This window comes from Pseudomonas sp. AN3A02, from assembly GCF_011765255.1.
Lineage (GTDB): Bacteria > Pseudomonadota > Gammaproteobacteria > Pseudomonadales > Pseudomonadaceae > Aquipseudomonas.
The window spans coordinates 1,001,869-1,022,045 of sequence record NZ_JAARNI010000002.1 but is presented as its reverse complement, the minus strand read 5'-3'; the positions used below and the strand labels follow the sequence as shown (position 1 = coordinate 1,022,045).

The window sequence follows — 20,177 nt, the reverse complement described above, 5'->3', positions numbered from 1 at the left end:
AAGATTGCTGATGGTCCGCTGCACACCTCCGGTTCACCTGAATGCCCGGGCGCCACGTGCCCAGACAGTTCTGCGCCTCAAGCCGCTGGCCCAGGCCATTGCCTTGTTGATGGTGGCGGGTAACGCCCATGCCGCTTCGGCGGCGTTCAGTTCCGGCTGGTTTGCCGACAAGGGCGCTTCCCAGGCAGCCACGGCGGCACGTCTTGGCGCCGGGCAGGTCCCGGGGATTCCGGCGTTGAATCAACAAGCGAAGGTCAACCAGCAGCTGGCACGGTCCATCAGCACCTTGAACAACAGCGTGGCGGCGATTGCAGCCCAGCAGGCCGCCCAGGCGGCAGGTCGGCAGGCCGCGCTTGGCCAGGTCTCGACGATTCCCGACGGCCTCGGTAAAGGTGGCCTGCAGGTCGACAACAGCCTGACCCAAGGCTGGGTCAATGCCAAAGGACCGACCCAGAGCCAGTCCGGCGGCAAGACCACGGTGAGCATCGAGCAGACCGCTGACAAGGCGATCCTCAACTGGGAGACGTTCAACGTCGGGCGCAACACCACTGTGGATTTCCAGCAGCAGTCCAACTGGGCCTTGCTCAACCGGGTCAACGATCCCAACGCACGCCCCAGCGAGATCCAGGGCCAGATCACCGGCGCCGGTACCGTGATGATCATGAACCGTAACGGCGTGGTCTTCAGCGGCACCAGCCAGGTCAACGTGCGCAACCTGGTGGCCGCCGCCGCCAACATCACCGATGAGCAGTTCACCCAGCGCGGGATCTACGTCGACATCAACGGCTCGCAGCCGACCTTTACCGATGCCGCCGGCAAGGTTGAGGTGCAGCGTGGCGCGCTGATCCAGACCCACACCCCGACGCTGTCCACCGACTCCGGCGGCTACGCCTTGCTGTTGGGTTCCGAGGTCGAGAACGCCGGCACCATCATCACCGCCAAGGGCCAGACCACCCTGGCCGCCGGTGACAGCTTTTACATTCGCCGTGGCGTAGGGACCTCGGGTAACCAGGGTTCCACCACCCGCGGCAACGAAGTGGCCACCAGCCTCAAACCGGGCAGCAGTGCGGGCAAGGTGAGCAACAATGGGCTGATATTGGCCTCCACGGGCGATATCACCTTGACGGGGCACCAGGTGCAGCAAAACGGTGTGGCCCTGGCCAGCACTTCGGTGGACACCCGAGGCACCGTCCACCTGCTCAACTCGGTCACCGATACCACGGGCAGCGTGACCCTGGGGCAGGGCAGCACCACGGCCATCCTTCTCGACAACACCGGCAACACCGCGCTTAACAGCCAGCGCGACAACGGCCTGATCAACCTCGACGGTCGCCCAGACCCGGTCAATATGGCCACCGGGCGGTTCAACAACTTGAGCACGGTGAGTGACCGCATCGACCAGTCCCGGGTCGAGATCGTCAGCGGCGGCAGCGTGGAGTTCAAGGATGGCTCGATCACCCTGGCCACCGGCGGCCAGGTCGCGGTCACGGCCGGCCAGCGCAGCCTGGTACGTGACGGGGCGATGATCGATGTGTCCGGCGCGGTGGGCGTCAAGGTGTCGATGGAATCCAACAACATCAAGATCAACGTCCAGGGTAACGAGCAGCGCGATGCGCCGGTCAACCGTGAAGGCGGGCAGTTGATCAACAACGATGTGTGGGTTGACCTGCGTGAACTGGTGTTTGTGCCGGCGGGCACCAACGGTTACGCCACCGATCGTTGGTACACCGCGGGTGGCCTGCTGGAAGTCGGCGGTTACCTCGGCACCCAAGGGCATAGCGTCAGCGAATGGATGGCCCAGGGCGGTACGCTGACGTTTACCGGCAAGGAGGTGGTGACCGAGCAGGGCGCCCAGTTCAATCTGTCGGGCGGCACGATTGATGTGCAGGATGGCTACATCCGGCAAAGCTGGCTCAAGGGCCCTGATGGCCGCCTGTATGAACTGTCCAAGGCGCCGGGGGACATTCTCTACTCGGGTTTCTACAAAGGCTTTGAAGACACCAGCGCCCGCTGGGGCCGTACCGACCATTACTACAACCCGCTGATTGCCGCGCAACAACGCTACGAGGCGGGTTACACCGTAGGCCGCGATGCGGGCAAGCTGGTGATCGGCACCACCAGTGCGGTGCTTGAAGGCCGCTTGATCAGCGACGTGTTCCAGGGCGATCGCCAGATCAATACCCCGATTATCAACATCGACGGCTATCAGCAGTCGCAGAAGGCAGCCGCCCAGCGCGCGCAACTGATCATCGGCAGCTACACGCCAGTGTTCAATAAAAGTACCGGCACCTTGCGCTACAGCCTGAACCCGGTGACCGGCGAGATTCTGTTCGAATCCGGCGCGCAAAAAATCGCCGATGGCCTGGACCTGGGCACGGCCTTGCCCGCTGACCGCCAAGGCAAGGTGATTCTTGACAGTGACCAGCTCAACGGCTTCGAACTGGGCGCGATCAAAGTCGCCGCCACACAACAGGTCAACGTCAACGGCGCGCTTAGAGTGGCCGATGGCGGCGACATCACCCTGTTTGCACCGCGGGTGACGGTCAGCGCCAATCTGACGGCGAACGGTGGCAGCATCAATGCGGGCAACCTGCTTAACCAGCCCGACAGGGATCGCGGCATGGCCGTGGGCGATGTGTACCTGCTGCCAACGGCGGGCAATCAGGCCTGGGTCAATGTGGCCGAAGGGGTCAAGCTGGACGCTTCCGGGCGCTGGAGCAACCTGGCGCAGGACGGCGTCAACAACGCCAGCGCGGCGTATCTGAATGGCGGCAAGGTCTCGCTGCGCAGCACCGGCGACCTGCAGTTGGCGGCAGGCAGTGGGGTGGACGTGTCCTCCGGGGCCACTATCGGCCTGGACGGCAAGGTCACCGGCGGCAAGGGCGGCAGCGCGACCCTGACGGCCTTGAACGCCCTTGAGCTGGGCAGTGAGATTCGCGGTTACGGCGTCAACGGCGGCGGCACGCTGGCCATACAGGCGCGCAAGGTGCAGATCGGTGACAACGCGAGTTCGCCGGGCGACGACACCCTGCACCTGGCAAGGGACTTCTTCAACAAGGGCTTCTCGGCTTACGACATTACCGGCAACGAAGGGCTGCTGGTCACTGACGGCACCCGGGTCGATGTGTCCATGCCGGTCTACCGATTGGGCGAACAGGCGCTGTCCACCCCAAGCGGCAGCGACCCGACCACGGCGCTGGAACGCTGGACACCCGAGCTGTATCAGCAGGACGCCGTCAAAGGCGTGTTGACTCAACGCCGTGGCGCGAGCCTGAACCTCAGCGCCGGTACGACGAATGCTTCAGGCGCGCTGGCCGCGACCACCGCCCTGAACGTCGGCAAAGGCGCGGTGATTAATGTGGACCCCGGCCAGGCGATCAACCTGCGCAGCATCGGCCAATTGACCGTCGACGGCACGCTCAATGCCTGGGGCGGCACTGTGAGCCTCGCGGGCTTGAGTAACACTGAGTCCTCACAAGTCGAGGGCAACGGCCATGGCCGTTCGATCTGGATCGGCGAACAGGCGTTTATTGACGTGGCCTCGCGGGCTGTAACCGCTGTCGACAATCGTGGCGGCGTGTATGGCCAGGTACGCGATGGCGGCAAGATTACCGTCGGTGGCGATATCGATCCGGCCACCGGCATCGCCAAGGCCAGCGACCTGTTTGTGGTGGTGCGCGAAGGTGCACGCCTGGACGCCTCTGGCAGCCAGGCGCTGCTCGATGTTCCGGGGCAGGGCCGCACGCGGGTGGCCAGCAACGGCGGCACTCTTGCGTTCGCGTCCAACAACGGCCTGTACCTGGACGGCAGCTTCGTGGCCAATGCCGGTGGCGCCGGCGCGGCGGGCGGGCGTCTGGCGCTGGCACTCGAGTCGCCGTTTTACTTGAAGCAGCACGTCAAAGACCGTGTGCTGCTGTTACGTGAACTGGTGATCAACCAGCAGCATCAAGCCAGCGCCTTGCCCGACACGGCAGAAGCGGCGGCAGACTCGTTGATCTACGGTCACGGCGCACTCGGCATCGACCAGATCCAGGCCGGTGGTTTTGACAACCTGACACTGCTGGTGCGAGGGGCGCTGAATCTCGACGGCGCTGCCTCGCTGCACATGGGGCAAAGCCTGCAGCTGTATTCCGGCGGTATTGGCCTGACCCGCGACGCAAACCCGACCTCGCAGATTAATCTCAGTGCGCCGCACGTGCTCCTCAGCGGCTTGCTTGAGCCGGACAGGTCCGGGATGGAAGCGTGGACCCGGGCGAACATCGGCGATACTTCGCCGACGTTTCGCAGCCAGGGCTTGTTGACCGTCGACAGCGACTTGCTGGACATCCGCGACCGCTTCACCTTTGGTGCCGATCAGGGCTTCGATCAGGTTCGGCTCAACAGCAGCGGCGACCTGCGCTTTCTCGCCGGGCGCGATGGCGGCAATACACCCAGTGGTTTCAGCACCGTCCTGAGTTCAGCAGGCGACATGACTCTGCGCGCCGCGCGTATCTACCCGGGCTCCGAGATCAAGGCCCAAGTGCTGGTAGGCAGCCTCGGCAACAACGGCAATCAACTGATCTTCGACCCGACTCGCACCCTGACGATCGAGAAGGTCGGCGATGACAACGGCGTTGCCCCGGACTCGGTATTCGGGCGCCTGCAAGTGGGCGCTGCCACCATCAGGCAGGGCGGTGTATTGCGTGCGCCGCTGGGGTTGATCGAACTCGGCAACCTGGGCAGCACCAAGGTCGAACTGCTGCCCGGCAGCCTGACTTCGGTCAGCGCCAAGGGCCTGGTCCTGCCGTATGGCGGCACCGTGGATGGCCAGGTTTATCGCTATAACGGCAAGACCGTGGTCTTCACCGGGCAGGGCGGGATCGGCGCTACCAACGGTGGAGAACTGTCGGTCGGGGTGATTCTGGGGGGCAAGTCGGTGGACGTATTGCCCGACGCCACGCTGGACCTGTCCGGTGGCGGAGAATTGCTGGGGGCCGGCTTTATTTCCGGGCGCGGCGGTTCTACCGATGCGCGTTTCAACCCGCTGGTGCAGTTCGGGGCCAATGGTGGTTTCACCTTGCCGGGGCTGAGTACAAACCCGGTCTATGCCATCGTGCCGGGGGTTCAATCCGGCTATGCACCCGCCACCGGCGAAGCCGGCGGCAGTACCCCGCTGGTGGGCCAGCAGATCAGCATCGTGGCCGGGGTTCCGGGCTTGCCGGCAGGCACTTACACCTTGATGCCGTCCACCTATGCCTTGAAGACGGGGGCGTTCCGGGTGGAGATCAACGGGCTCGCCGCCCAGGGCAGTGACGGCAGCACCACGCTGATGCGCAACGGTTCGTGGTCGACGGCCGGACAACTGTCGATTATCAACACCGGCATTCACAACAGCGTCAACAGCCAGGTGATCCTGACCTCGGCCGACACCTTGCGCCGCTACTCGCAGTACAACGAAACCAGCTACGCCCAGTTCGCGATTGCCGACGCCACGAGGCTCGGTGTGCCACGGCCGATGCTGGAAGTGGACGCCAAAACCCTCAAGCTGGGGTTTAACGGCGGCGGGGGCAAAGAGACGTTCTCGTTCCAGGGCATTGGCAACTTTGAAGCCGCCAAAGGCGGCTATGGCGGCACCGTGGGGGTGATCAACCTGGGCGGTGACACGGTTGAGAGCCGAAGCACCCAGATCGTTGATGCCAATAGTCCCTTGGCAGCCTACGAGGGCCTCACGCTCACCGCCCAAAGCCTTAATAATCTGGGCGCAAAACGCCTGGTTATCGGTGGCCTGCCCCAAGTCGAATATGGGCGTAACGGCAATATCATCAAGTTCCCCTTTGGTGCCAACGCCGCGGGTAATGGGGTCACCCTGCGCAGCGGTGCAACCCTCTCGGCACCGGAAGTGATCATGGTATCGGGCCGCGGCGACATCGTGGTCGAGCAGGGCGCGTCGATCAGTACCCTGGGGCGTGGTGCGGCGATCTACGACGCCCGTGACGGTTTTGTTTACCAGGGTGTGCCGAGCATGTTGGCCGTATCCAATGGCCTGCTCAATGTGCTGCCTTACGTAAACACCGGTGCCAATCCTTCGGGCGGTATCAAGATCGGTGTGTGCCCGAGCGGCAATTGCTCGGGCCAGACCACGCTCTATTCCGAGGGCAGTCTCGTCGCTGCGACCGATACAGCGCTGCAGCTGGACGACCAGGTGCGCTACGGCACGCGTCACCTGGCGCTGGCCCTGAGCAATATCAACGTCGGCAGCGCGGCGGGGCTGGCCGATGCCGCCGCGCGCAACGTGCTGCCATCGGGCCTGACCCTCAACCAGCAAGTGCTCGAACGCTTGCTGCGCGGTGACACCCAATCGGGTGCCCCGGCCCTGGAAACCCTGCAACTGTCGGCCGGCCAGGCGTTCAACTTCTACGGCACCACTACCCTTGATACCTACGATTCGGTGACCGGCAAGTCGTTGCTGAGCAACCTGGTGCTGTCGACGCCGGCGATCTACGGGGCGGGCAATGCCGATGATGTGGCGACCATTCACACCGCCAACCTGATCTGGCAAGGCGCCACAGGCGCACCGGGCGCAGTGATTGCTGACGGCGCCGGTCATGGCAGCGGACGCCTGGATATCAAGGCCGAGCGTATCGAGTTCGGTTATGGGGCGTTTGCCCAGCGCGATACCAACACGGTCTTTGATCGCTTGGTACTGGGCTTTACCAACGTCAACCTGAATGCCAGCGAGCGGATCACGGCCAACCACAAAGGCAGCCTGTCGGTGTATCAACGCCAGGGCGCGTATGACCCGGTCAGCGGTTTTGCCTACAGCGGCGGTAACCTCAACATCGTGACGCCGCTGATGACCGGTGAAGGCGGTTCGCTGAACCGCATTACCGCTGGCGGCACGCTTGATGTCGCAGGGGCTGCCGACACCCGTGGTGCGGTCACCGGCTACGGCGGCGAACTGTCGTTCAAAGGGCAAACCGTCCGCTTGGCGACCGCCGTGGTATTGCCCAGCGGCAAGGTCACGCTGCAAGCCACTGACGATCTGGTGTTGACCGATGCAGCGTTGCTCGACGTGGCCGGTCGTGCGGAGGTGTTTAACGACATCACGAAATATGGCGCAGGCGGCGATGTGCTGCTGGACAGCCGCAACGGCAATATCCGCCAGGCGGCGGGCTCGACCATCGACCTCTCGGCCAGGTACAACCAGGGCGGCAAATTGCGCGCCGTGGCGGTGAATGCGGCGGGCGGGTTGGTCGACCTGCAAGGCAAGATCCTGGGAGGCAGCAGCGGTTACTACAACGCCGGTGGCACCTATGTGCCGTATCAAGGCGGGGTTGTGGAAATCCAGGCCCAGCGCCTGGGCGCCAGTGGCTCGCTGGATCAGCCATTTGCCGCACTCAACCAGCGCCTGAACGAGGGCGCCGTGTTCGGCGGGCGCAGTTTCCAGCTCAAGCAAGGCGACCTGACCATCGGCAACGGCCTCAAGGCCAACACCATCAACGTCTCGGTAGACAACGGCAGCCTGCGCGTCAGCGGGCGGGTGGACGCCAGCGGTGAGCGGGTCGGCAGCATCAACCTGGCCGGCAAAAACGGCCTGACCCTGGACGGCAGCGCGGTGCTGGATGCCCACGGCAGCCAAGTGCGGGTCGACAGCTACGGCAAGATCATCGACTCACCGAACCGGGCGATGGTGGTACTGGGTTCCGGCAGCGGACAACTGACCCTGGCCGATGGCGCGACCATCGACCTGCGTCACGGCACGGCTGGCACGGCAGGCAATGACGGACGCAATCGCGGCACCCTGGAATTGAACGCGCCGCGCATCGACAACAATGACATCGCCATTGATGCACGAGGCAACCTGACGATCAAAGGCGCGCGTGCGATCACCCTCAACGGCATGGTGACTTACGACGACGCGCCGCTGATGACCGCCCCGACCGCCAGCGGCAGGCCGTACCAAGTCATCGATCAGGCGTATCTGGATGCCAAGCACGTGTTGAGCACGGCTTTTATCAACGCCGCGTTGCAAAACACCAACCTGCTGAGCAACAAGCTGGCCGGTTTGAACAACTCCACTTACGCCGACGCCTTCCACCTGCGCCCGGGCGTGGAGATCATCAGCAAGACCCCGGACGGCGACCTGGTGGTGCAGGGTGATGTCGACCTCTCCGGTTATCGCTACGCCAGCCTCAACCCCAACACACAGAAAACCTCGGTGTATGGCTCGGGCGAGGCCGGCAGCCTGACCTTGCGGGCCGGCGGCGACCTGAACATCTATGGCAGCATCAACGACGGCTTCTCGCCGCCACCGGAAACGATGAATGACAAGGGCTGGCTGTTGTTGGCGGGCCGGGACTTTGCCGGCGGCGAGATCATCGTGCCAGGCAATGGTGTGGTCTTGGCCGATGGCACCACCTACCTGGGCGGCTCGGTGCTGAACTACGACTTGCCGATCAAAGGCATGACCGTCGTCGCCGGCACTCGCCTGCCCACACGGGCAACGCTGGCCCAGGACCTGACCTTGCCCGCAGGCACCGTGCTCGCGGCAGCGGTCCTCGATGCTTCAGGCAATGTGCTGTTGGCGGCCGGTACGCTGTTGAACCAACCCTATGCCCTGCAAGCGGGCGTGCAACTGGAAGCCGGTAGCTTGCTGACCCAGGCCACCCAACTGCGCGCCATGACCTGGCCCAAAGGCGTGCCGTTGCCGGGGTTGAGCGGGGCGCTGGACGGTGGCCAGAATGTCGTCACCCTTGATGGCGACATTGCCCTGGCGCGTGGCGCGCTGATTCCGGTGGGCACCGACGTCAAGCTGGTGGGCGGGGTGGGTTCGATCGAGTTGCGCCCTGAAGTGGCCGGGCGCCAGGGGAAACTCTGGGCCATTGCGCCGATGCTGGCCGAAGGTTCGCAATCCTGGTCATTGCGTCTGGTGGCGGGGGCTGACACCGAGGCTGCGGACAGTCGCCTGCTCCAGCCTGACCCGAGCAGCGGCACGCTGCGCTTGGCCGACAGCCACTACGGCATGTTCGCCAAGGAAGTGCCGCCCAAAGGCGTGCTGGTGTGGACCGCTTTTGCGGTCGAAGACCTTGCCAATAACGGCGTGGAAGTCAAGGAAGGCGACCCGGTGGATCAAGCGATCCTCGATCAATTTGGCCTGGGTTCGGTTGCCGATTTCTGTAGCAGTAGCCCGGAATATTGCTCGGCCAAAGCGGGGTTTGCGTGGAGTCAGGAGGCTGAAACAGCGCTGGCTGAGCAAAACATTATTGTTAAGGCCGGAACGGCGATGGATGACGCCTGGATGCTGGAGATGACAGGCCAGACAGTGGCGCAATTTTGCCTGGATACACCGTCGTTCTGTGTGGCCCTGAGCGCCAAGGAATACGCGCCGACCCCATCAAACTCGCTGTTCAGCGTGGTGCGTACCGGCACCGGTGACCTGGAACTGCTGAGCGCAGGCAACCTGAGTGTGAACTCGACCTACGGTGTGTACACGGCGGGCACCTCGTCCACCACCACTGAGGCGGGTGACCCTTTCAACCAACCGCGAGCCCTGGCGGGCACCACCACGGTACTCAAGGATCCCAACAGCTACTTCGAACAGTTCGTCAACGGTGGCAGCCAGAGCCTGTACCGCGCCTGGTACCCGGAGGCGGGCGGTAACCTGACGCTGAACGTCGGTGGCAACCTGACCGGCCAGATGGATGCCGGTGGTCTCTCAGTCCCTTCGCGCCCAGACCCTTATGACGGCGGCAGCAATACGGCCGATGTCGGCAACTGGCTGTGGCGCCAGGGCAGCGGCAATCTGGCAACCGGCGGGCAGGCCCAGCCTACGGCGTGGTGGATCAACTTTGGCACCTACACCAACATCGCCGCTGACAACCTGATTGGCTTCACCGGTTTCGGTACCTTGGGCGGGGGCGACCTGGACGTAAACGTGGGCGGCGATGCGGGCTCGTTGAAAATCCCGAATTTTGTGGGGGACGTCACCAACAAACGTACCCAGGGCCTGGTGCTGGCAGTCGGCAGCACCGGCCGGGTAAGCAGCGACGGCACCCTGCAACTGACCGGTGGCGGTGACATGCGGGTGCGCGTCAGAGGTGCGCTCAACCCTGTCGCCACCCTGGAGGTTCCCGACAGCCGTAACGGCGTGCTGGTGAATACTCGCGGCAATGTGCAAGTGCAGGCCGCCAGCATCGGGCGTATCGACTTGCAGTACAGCACCACTAACCAGGTGCCCGGCGAGGTAAGGGCGGTTGAGCCTCTGCGCTCTAACCGCAGTACGCCACAAGGTGGGCTGACCCTGGTGGCAGGCGATTCCACGTTCAGCTTGCATACCCTGGACGACCTGGTGCTGCAGACGGTTGAAGATGCCGGGCGTGTGCGCCAGTACAACCGCTCGGCCTTCAGCCGTGACGGGGTGAATGGCGGCTCCAGCAGTTGGTTCACGTTGTGGACCCCCAACACCGCCATCGATCTGTACGCCGAAGGCGGCAACCTGACGCCGTTTGTCGGCGCTGTGACCAACACGGATTTGGCGGTGGTCTATCCATCGATCGTCAGGGCGACTGCGGCCAGTGGCAGCCTTTACTACGGCAAGGCCGCCACGCTCAATGATGTCGCCGGTTATCGCTATCCGCTGCTCCTGGCCCCCGGCCAAAACGGGCAATTGCAGTTCCTGGCGCAGGACTCGATTTACGCCGGTGGTTTTACCGTCACCCAATCCGGTGCGGCACCGAGCAGCATGGCCACCCCCTGGAATCCAGCCATTGTTGCCACCCTCGGCACGCAGAACTACGGCAATACGTCCAGCACCGGCAACTACAACACCTACGGCAATCAGGGGCTGTCGTTGTTCGCTTTCGGCCCGGGCACAGCGTCTGAACCGTTGAGCAACACCGCTGATCCGTCACGTTTCTACGCCCTGACCGGGGATCTGGTTGGCGTCAGCAGCGGCCGGATCATTGGTTTCAATAACGCGAATCTGCCCCATGCCGGCGAGACCTGGTACGAAGGCAGCCGGCCGGTGTGGATGATGGCCGGGCGCGATATCGTCAGCAGCGGTGCCAACCCCAACGACAACGGCGAGATCAATCTGGGTGTGCTCGCCACGGGCAACCTGTTCGTCCACAACAACAAGACCGACCTCTCCATCGTTTCCGCCGGGCGCGACATTATCTACAGCAGCTTCAACATCGCAGGGCCTGGCGCACTGGAGATCACGGCCGGGCGCAACATCGTGATGGACGACCAGGTCAGCGTGACCAGTCTCGGCCCGATCATTGCCGGCGACGTGCGTCCGGGCGCTAGCATCGTGATGCAGGCCGGTGCAGGTGCCAACGGTGCGGATTACCGGCGCTTTGTGGCGGCTTACCTCAACCCGGCGAACCTGATTGCCGTGGGTGAACCGCTATCGGCATCGGGCCGCAAGGTGGCGAAGACCTACGAAAACGAATTGGTGGCGTGGTTGACCGAGCGCTTCGGTTTTGCCGGTGACAGCGAGCAGGCCCTGGCGTACTTCATGCAATTGCCCGCCGAGCAGCAGCGCGTGTTTGCCCGTGAGGTGTACTTCGCTGAACTGCAGGCGGGCGGGCGCGAGTACAACGAGAGTGGCGGTGTACGGCAAGGCAGTTATGCCCGGGGGCGGGCAGCGATTGCGGCACTGTTCCCGGAGAAGGACGTGGCCGGCAACACCATCACCTACCAGGGCGATATCCGCCTGTTTGGCGGGGCGGGTGTACACACCGACTTTGGCGGCTCGATCCAGATGCTCACCCCGGGCGGTAGCCAGACCTTCGGTATCGAAGGCGTGGCACCACCGGCTTCGGCGGGCGTCATTACCCAGGGCACGGGCAACATCCAGCTGTATTCCCTGGGCAGCATCCTGCTGGGCCAAAGCCGCATCATGACCACCTTTGGCGGCTCGATCATGGGCTGGTCTGGCGAGGGCGATATCAACGCCGGTCGCGGTTCCAAGACCACCGTGGTGTACACGCCGCCCAAGCGTGTCTATGACAACTGGGGCAACGTGACCCTGTCGCCGGCGGTGCCGAGTACCGGGGCGGGGATTGCCACGTTGAACCCGATCCCGGAAGTGCCGGCGGGGGACATCGACCTGATTGCGCCGCTGGGCACCATCGATGCGGGCGAGGCGGGGATTCGGGTCTCGGGCAACATCAACATCGCCGCGTTGCGGGTGGTGAACGCGGCGAATATCCAGACCCAGGGCAAGTCATCCGGGGTGCCGGTGTCGGCGGCGGTGAATACCGGGGCGATGAGTTCCGCCAGTGCGGCCGGCGCAGCGGCGTCCCAGGCGGCGGAGGATGCGGCGCGCAGCCAGCAGGCGGCGGCCAAGCAGGGCCGGGCGTCGATTGTCACGGTGGAGGTGTTGAGTTTTGGCAGTGAGCCGGTGCAGCGCGGGCCCCAGGAACAGCAGAAGACCTCGGGCTACAACCCCAACAGCCCGGTGCAGGTGCTCGGTGCCGGGCCATTGAGTGACCAGGCGCGGGCGCGGTTGACCGATGAGGAGCGTCAGCAGATCAGTTTGTAGTGTTAGAAAAGGACCTCTCGTTGTATTTGGGGCGATCATTGATCGCCCCTTTTTTGTTGGCTGTCTTTGTAGGAGCGAGCTTGCTCGCGAAAAACCTGAGAGCGCCGCGTTCATTCAGGATGCCCGCGTCATCGTTAACGACCTTCGCGAGCAAGCCCGCTCCCACATTTGGACCGTGCCCGCTTTTGATTTGGCTTTTGCTCTAAAACACTCAAGCCGGCCTGTAGGCCGCTGTGCCCTTGATCTGCTTGTGATCTTGATCTTAGGCGCCCCGTTAAACCAGGCTCCAAAGCCTGCGTTCGGGCACACCGAGCCCAAGCGAGGTGCCGAGTGGTGGGGCAAGAGCCCTTTTGGTTACTTTTGGGGCTCTTTTCCAAAAGTGACCCGCTGTAAGAGCGGAACCAATACCCGCCATCACCCAAATAACGGATATACACCCAGCAGCGAACTTGCTCGCGAAAAACCTGAGAGCGCCGCGTTGAATCAGGATGCCAGCGTCATCGTTAACGACCTTCGCGAGCAAGCTCGCTCCTACAGAAGGCCTTCAGGGTTGGTCCTTGAGGGTCTGGAAGGCTTTCACGCGCTTGACCAGGCTTTTCTTGCTGGCCGAGTCGGCGCTGTTGAACAGGAACGAAAAGTCCGAGGCCAGCGTGGAGCTGCCGGCGATGGTCGCGTACTGATGACAGGCGTTGCAGTTATCGCCCTGGACGTAGGTCTCCAAAGTGGTGTTGGCCACCGGTACGTTGCCCTCGCTGATATACGGCCCGTAGGACAGCGGCACCGGCGCACCGACACCCGGTTCCGGTTGGATGGGCGGGTTGGGGCTGAGGGTCCAGAGTACGTTGATCAGTTTGTAGTACTGGAACACCGACTTGCCCTGGCTCTGCTGGGCGAAGTTGGCCTGCACCGCGCCGTTCAGGGCCTGCAGTGCGGTGGGCAGCGGATGTTCCCGGGTGGTCTGCACGGGCGCATCCCGTGGAAACGGCTCGGTGCAGTCGCGGTCGGGATGCTGCTGTTTGCACTGGATACGCGCCACGTTTGGCGTGCATTCGGGGCCGGTACCGCAGTTGGGGTTGTTGAAGGCAAAGCCGTCGGGCGGCGTCTGTTGTGGCGGCACCTGGTTGGGCTCCGGCACGTTGTCCACCTGCTCGAAGGTGGTCCAGATGAAGTTGGGTGAGGCCTGGGTCTTGTTGATGATGTGCAGGCCCACCAGGCCCACCACTTGCTGGGTGCACTGCAAGGTGGCCGGGTTTTTCAGCCAGGCGACGGTGGTCAGGTAGCGTCCGTAAAGCTCGGGTTTGCCAGTGAGGATCCGCCACGCCGCCTTGACCTCCAAGGCCCCCAGTTGCTCCTGCGGCACCGGGTTGGTCGGCAGCGAGCGCATGGGTTCACCGATAGGCAGGGAAAGCCCGCCCGGGTTCTGGTTGTTGAGGTTCTGCGCCACTGTCAGCTGGTTGGCTGCGTCGTACAGGCCTTTGCTGACGATGTAGTCGAACTCGGCCTTGCCCACCTTGCGTTCAAAAAACACCAGGTTCTGCGACTGGTCCGTCAGCCAGCCGCCGGAGGCTTCCATGATCGGGTCGGGAATCGAGGCGAGGGTGCCGCTGGACAAGTGAAAACCATGCCGGGCGTTGATCGCACTTTCGGAGGTGGCGGTCATGAACTTGCGCGCACCCACCGACATCGCCTTGAGGCTGCCCTGGGTGCTGCAATTGGACGGCACCAGGGTTTGCACGCCCCAGCCGGTGGGCGCGGGCGCGCCCGGCAGGAAGATATCGTTGGCGTCCTTGTAGCTGGCCCATACCGGCGCCACGCTCATTGGCTGGCCGGAGGCGGGCGGTACACCGAATTGCGCCGGGGTACTGTTCATGTCCGGCTCACCCGCGAGGGCGGGCGTGGCGGGCCAACCGGGATTCACCGGCCAGTTCAGGGCAATGAACAACTGCCAGCCAAAGCAATTCATAAAGCTCTGACCGGTGGCGTTGAAGTTGTTGACCGGCAGGAATCCGCCGCTTTTCGGGTTGAACACCAACTGTTGCTGCACGCAGGCGTCGGCGTCGGAAGTGGGGGATGCGTAGGCGGCCTGCATGGCGAACAGGCTCAGCACCACACTGGTCAGCAGCGATAAAACACTCAAACGTAACCTGGACATCATCGCGTTCCTTGCAAGCAGGTGAAGCCGCACCCTGGGTGGGTGCGGCTGATGGGCGGTATCAGTCAGGCGCCAGGCACCAGCGCCAATCCGGATTCCCATGGGTGTTCCGTTGCGCTTGGGTTATCGGCTTCGCCCGGGTTGAGCGCGCGCACCGTCACCAGCCCCGGTGCGGCAGTGGGGCTTACGGTGATGGTCAGCAGGTAGCCCTGGGTGCCACCGGAGTTGGTTTGCCCGGGGATGGCCGAGGCATCCGGCAGGAACCGGGTGACCTGCGCCGTCACCCCTGGATTGGAAAACTGCACCCGCGCCGTCTCGGCGGTGGTCTTGAGGTCGGCGCCTTGCACCACCAGGGCAAACTGCCCGCTGGTGCCGGGAGCGAGCCAGGCCGGCAAGTCGGTAGGCGACTGCCCGTAGAACAGATCCACCGGCAGCAGTTGCACCGGCCAGGGTTGCACGCCGTTGACCCGATCCGTCACGCAAGGGCAGGAATCCGGCGTCGGGCTGATCGGCGTGGTGGTCACACTCAGGCCCACCAGTAACTGCTGGGCAATCACCCACACATAGTCGATCGACTGGCCGCTGATGGTGATGTCGTTGATCGAGAACCCGGCGCTGACCGGCACTTCAAACACTGCTTGCAGGATCTGGTCGGAGCCGTTGACGGCGGATTTGGCGGCGCCACGGGTAATCTTCCAGTACTGGCTGACGTCCTGGCCTTGGGGGCCTTTCCACGCCGAGAAGTCGGTGGGTTGTTGCAGGTACAGGCCGATGGGATTGGTCAGGGACAGCCGGTTATTCACCGCCACGCCGTTGGCCGAGAAACCGATATGCGGGTCGGAGTTGCGGTAGTTCTGCCCGTATTGCGCGCAGCAGATCAACGCCTCGGAATTCTGGCTGCTGCTTACCGGCCGCAGAATGGTCGCGGCGGCGGCCAGGTACACCTCGGCACTCAGGGTGTTGGGACCGGAGGTCAGGTGCATCGCACCGCCGTATTGGCCAGGTACGCAGGCGGTGCCGGCGTTCCATTTGTTGACGGTGTCGTAGGCCGGTTGGCCGGTGGTGGGGTCGATGACCGGATCGCCGGTTTTGCCGGTCGGGCAGTCGGCGGTGTAGCGCAGGTAGAGGTCTTCGAGTTGCACCTGCGGGTCGATGTAGTCGCGATACAGCCCCAGTACCGCATTCGGATCGATGCGCCACATGGCCAGGAAATACGCCGGGTTTTCGCAGGTGAAGGTGATCTTGCGCATGTTGCCGTCGGCATCACGCACGATGGACCACTCGCAGTATTCGTCAAGCCAGCCACGCGGGCCAGATGGCGAGAAATCCTTGTACTTGCCTTGCCAGTCGATGCTGGGGCAACGGGTGGCGGGCAATTGCAACAGGGTGCCTTGCTTGTTCGGATCGTAGAGCGTGTAGAGGGTGTTGTTGAGGGTGATCTGTCCGTTGTCGGTCAGTTCCATCACCTGTTGCAGGGTCATGGCCTTGCCGCCCAATTGCGGGATTACCGCAGTGCCGTTGTTGTAGAAAAACGTCCATAGCCGGTTGGGGAAGGGCGCCCAGATGATCGCCGGCAGGGTGGTGGGGCCGTAGCCTTCCACCAGCGGGTTGTAATAGCCCGAGCGCGGCGCGTCATACAGGCCCGACCACGGGTTGCCGATGATCGCGGATTGGGTCCAGCCGGTGAGGTCGTTGTTCCAGTCTGTTTCAAACTGCGGCAACTGGTTTTCCAGGCCCAGCTTGTTGTAGTCCTTGGGTGCCTGCCCGGCGGGGGAGGTGAATTGTTTGAAGGGCGTGCTCATGGCGATTCTCCAGGTGTTGTGTGGGTGGAAGCAGCGCAGCAACCGGCACTGGGGGCAGGGCCGGTCATGGCCTGGCGCGGGTCGTCCCACACCAGTTGGGCGATAAAGCCTGGCAGCGGCGCGTACTCTTGCGGCGTCAACACCCGGGCACTATCGAGATGGGTTACAACCACGGACAACTGGGTAGTGTCGGTGGGAAGAAGGTTCAGCACCCTGGCATTGCGCGCGGCATTCAACGCGCGGCACACGCCGTGGGTGATGCAACGGCCCTTGTCATCCACCAGGCCCATGCCGATGCGACTGAAGCGCCCGACATAGTGCGGATTGTCGGCACTCACCTGCTGCGGTGTGGCGTCGGGCTGGTTGAGGAATACGTCGATCAGGTAGGTGTCGTGGGTGCAGCGCACATGGTCGAACACCACCCACGGCCCGAGCCCGGCCGCGTTGCCGGTGGCCGGGGCGGGTACCGAACTGTGTGGGCAGCACGCCTTCGCAGCGGCCTTGGTCGCACCAAACTGTGGGGCGACGGGCGTGCCGTAGTCGTAGCCGATATGGCGGCTGTCCTGGGCCATATCGCCCAAGGTGGTATAGCGCCAGGCATCCGCGCTGGTGAACGTGACGGTGCTGGCCCCACTCCCGGCAAACGGCTGCAGCAGGCACTGGGTGGTGTACTGCGCCGCCGGGTTGGCACGGATCCACACTTCCAGCATCCGGTCGATATTGGCGTGGTAGGAACTGAACACCGGGTCGAATGCGGTGTAGGCGTTGTCGGCCATGTCACCGCCGATCCAGCCGTGATAGTTGTCGTGGGGCTGCTCGTAGAGCCCGTCGAAATTCAGGGCGCGGTTGGGGTACAGGTGGTCTTTTTGCGGCGGGTCAAACACCGGAATATTCGCCCATGGATAACCCGGTACACCTTGAGGCTGGCTGAACGAGGTGAACTTCAGCGCGTCGACCACTTGCTGCTGGAAAATCCGGCTCATGGCATACAACTCAGTACGCTCACGGCGGAACGGCTCGCCTTGGGTATAGAACAGCGGGTTGCGCTGCACGAAGCGGCAGTCCACGCCGTTGACATCGCCCCTGGCACACACCTTCGAACTGCCGTCCTTGGCCGCCGCGTAACGCAGCGGGTTCGGCCGCACTTCACCGGTGTGCGGGTGTACGTAGGTTTCATCGAGAAACGCCTGGGGCAAACCGGCCTGGGGGCTGCCGTCGACACTGGCGTCTTCGGCCATCCAGTCCCAATAGGGAATCGCGCAGTCGATCAGCGCTTCGAGGTACAGCAGATAGGCCCGATGCCACAGGGCAAACGCTTCCTGGTAATGCAGGCACCAGTTGGTATGGATGTAGGCGTAGCGCTGCCAGGGCGAGCCGCTGTCGGGGTCGGCGACTTGCATCACATCATCCAGGCGCGAGCGGTACAGGTTCAGTTGTTCCTGTGTCAGGGCGCGAATGTCCTGACGTACCCGTTTGACCGGGTGGGGCAGGTCGGGCGGGGGAATGCGCTCGGCGACATCGAACGGCGAGCTGGGGGTCAGGCGCCAGCCCTGGTTGACCCACAGCCTGAAGGTTTCCAGTGCGTCGATGGGCCAGAACTGCTGCTGGTCGAGAGTCAGCGGCATGCTGCGGGAGGCCAGGTGCTGGTAGATGGTTTCGGACCAGGTCTTGACCGAGGCGGGGTCTTCGAGGAATACGAAGTAGGCGTTCATGCAGCCCACCCATGAGGCGGCGACGGCGGCGCGTTGGGCGGGCGGTATCCAGTAGGGGGTGCTGAAGAGGCCGTGGATGTCGGTGGCCCATGTCGGTTTCGCGACTATCATAAGATCCCTCTCATGCCGCCCCAGTGCCTGATTTGGCTGGGCTGCTAAGCTGGATTGATGTTAGTGCGCCGCTGCGCAGGATTTGTGCAAATTGGCGGGTGTTTACGGTGGATTCATTGCAGTTTTTTCAAGGAAGATATGGAAAAAATGACAGACGCCATGGATTTGAAGATTCTGGGGAAGTTGCAAAGGGATTGCTGCCAGAGTCTGGAGTTGTTGAGTGACAGTGTGGGGCTGTCGTCGACCAGTTGTTACCGGCGTATCAGGCGGCTGGAGAGTGTCGGGATCATAAAGGCGAAAGTGGCCGTGCTGGATGAGCGCAAGCTTGGGATTCAGGTGACGGCGTTCTTTTTGATTAAGCTTGATAGGGACAGTAATGATATCGACCGCAAGATGCAGCATATCCTGGCGAGTCATCCGGAGATTCAGGACTGTTATTTGCTGACCGGGGAGTTTGATTTTGTGATGGTGGCGAAGTTTCGGGATGCCACTGAGTACACTGATTATATCTATCGGTTTTTAGACATTTACCGGGATATTCCGATTCGTACTTATTCGTCTACTTTGGTGGTCAGGACGGTTAAGAAGTCCTATGAACTGCCGTTGCCGGGGGCTTTGGTTTGAGTACATATCCGTTGCTGCGGTAACGGCGGCTTATGGTTCCGCTCTTACAGCGGGTCACTTTTGAAAAGCGCAAAAGTAACCAAAACGCTCTGCCCCGCCTGTCGGCACCTCGCTTAGGCTCGGTGTTCCCTCACTCCGGCATTGCTCCGCGGGCCGCCGCGACGGGCCATCCATGGCCCGGCGCGGCTAAACCGGCGTCCTGCCGGTTTACCCGCTCCTCAATACCTGCGTTCGGCCTCGGGCTGAATGGGGCAGTCAGATCAAGATCAACAGCAGATCAAAAGCAGAGCACAGCGGCCTACCGGCCGGCTTGAGTGTTAAAAGCCAGATCAAAAGCCAGAGCGAATGCAGAGCTGTTTTTCTGTGGGAGCGGGCTTGCTCGCGAAAAACCAGAGGGCGCCGCATTCATCCAGAATGCCCGCGTCATCGTTAACTACCTTCGCGAGCAAGCCCGCTCCCACATTTGGACCGCGTTCGCTTTTGCTGTTGCTCTACAACACTCAAGCCTCCCGGCCGACTTGCTTCTCTGTAGGAGCGAGCTTGCTCGCGAAAAACCTGAGACCGCCGCGTTCATCCAGAATGCCCACGTCATCGTTAACGACCTTCGCGAGCAAGCTCGCTCCTACAGTGGATCGTGCCCGCCTTTGATTTTGCTGTTGCTTCACCACACTCAAGCCTCCCGGCCGGCTTGCTTCTCTGTAGGAGCGAGCTTGCTCGCGAAAAACCTGAGACCGCCGCGTTGAATCAGGATGCCCACGTCATCGTTAACGACCTTCGCGAGCAAGCCCGCTCCCACATTTGAACCGCGTTCGCTTTTGCTGTTGCTCTACAACACTCAAGCCTCCCGGCCGGCTTGCTTCTCTGTAGGAGCGAGCTTGCTCGCGAAAAACCTGAGACCGCCGCGTTCATCCAGAATGCCAGCGTCATCGTTAACGACCTTCGCGAGCAAGCCCGCTCCCACATTTGGACCGTGCCCGCTTTAGCTTTTGATTCTGCTGTTGCTGTTGCTTCACCACACTCAAGCCGGCCTGTAGGCCGCTGTGCTCTTGATCTGCTTTTGATCTTGATCTCAGGCGCCCCGTTAAACCACGCTGGCCGAACGTAGGCAGTACGGAGCGGGTAAACCGGCAGGACGCCGGTTTAGCCGCGACGGGGCAGGGACGCCCCGTCGCGGCGGCCCGCGGAGTAATGCCGGAGCTGAGGGCACACCGAGCATTAGCGAGGTGCCGAGTGGTGGGGCAAGAGCCTTT

The 20,177-nt window shown here is 62.9% G+C and carries 5 protein-coding genes; 2 read left to right on the top strand and 3 right to left on the bottom strand.

The window, feature by feature from the left end:
* Window positions 1-10: 10 nt before the first annotated feature.
* Entirely contained in the window at window positions 11-12,526 is a 12,516-nt protein-coding gene (locus HBJ59_RS14420) for a filamentous haemagglutinin family protein (RefSeq protein WP_167663929.1), read from the top strand.
* Between the two features lie 544 nt (window positions 12,527-13,070).
* On the opposite strand, the gene HBJ59_RS14415 is transcribed toward HBJ59_RS14420, so the two are convergent.
* The 3 genes from HBJ59_RS14415 to HBJ59_RS14405 form a co-directional block, all read right to left on the bottom strand.
* Window positions 13,071-14,678 (bottom strand): hypothetical protein, encoded by a 1,608-nt coding sequence (locus HBJ59_RS14415; protein WP_076016356.1) that lies wholly within the window; start codon window positions 14,676-14,678, stop codon window positions 13,071-13,073.
* Between the two features lie 65 nt (window positions 14,679-14,743).
* Entirely contained in the window at window positions 14,744-16,480 is a 1,737-nt protein-coding gene (locus HBJ59_RS14410) for a hypothetical protein (RefSeq protein WP_167663928.1), read from the bottom strand.
* Window positions 16,477-18,303, bottom strand: coding sequence for a tyrosinase family protein (locus HBJ59_RS14405; RefSeq protein WP_167663927.1), 1,827 nt, complete (start codon window positions 18,301-18,303; stop codon window positions 16,477-16,479). The genes HBJ59_RS14410 and HBJ59_RS14405 overlap by 4 nt, the downstream gene beginning before the upstream one ends.
* 159 nt (window positions 18,304-18,462) lie before the next feature.
* Between HBJ59_RS14405 and HBJ59_RS14400 the strand changes: the two genes are divergently transcribed.
* Window positions 18,463-18,927: an Lrp/AsnC family transcriptional regulator gene (locus HBJ59_RS14400; RefSeq protein ID WP_167663926.1), complete on the top strand. Its 465-nt coding sequence runs from the start codon at window positions 18,463-18,465 to the stop codon at window positions 18,925-18,927.
* Window positions 18,928-20,177: the final 1,250 nt, after the last annotated feature.

Bases quoted from the DNA above. Each gene is read 5' to 3' on its own strand.
- HBJ59_RS14420 (WP_167663929.1), top strand. From the start codon at position 11: ATGGTCCGCTGCACACCTCCGGTTCACCTGAATGCCCGGGCGCCACGT.
- HBJ59_RS14415 (WP_076016356.1), bottom strand. From the start codon at position 14,678: ATGTCCAGGTTACGTTTGAGTGTTTTATCGCTGCTGACCAGTGTGGTG.
- HBJ59_RS14410 (WP_167663928.1), bottom strand. From the start codon at position 16,480: ATGAGCACGCCCTTCAAACAATTCACCTCCCCCGCCGGGCAGGCACCC.
- HBJ59_RS14405 (WP_167663927.1), bottom strand. From the start codon at position 18,303: ATGATAGTCGCGAAACCGACATGGGCCACCGACATCCACGGCCTCTTC.
- HBJ59_RS14400 (WP_167663926.1), top strand. From the start codon at position 18,463: ATGGATTTGAAGATTCTGGGGAAGTTGCAAAGGGATTGCTGCCAGAGT.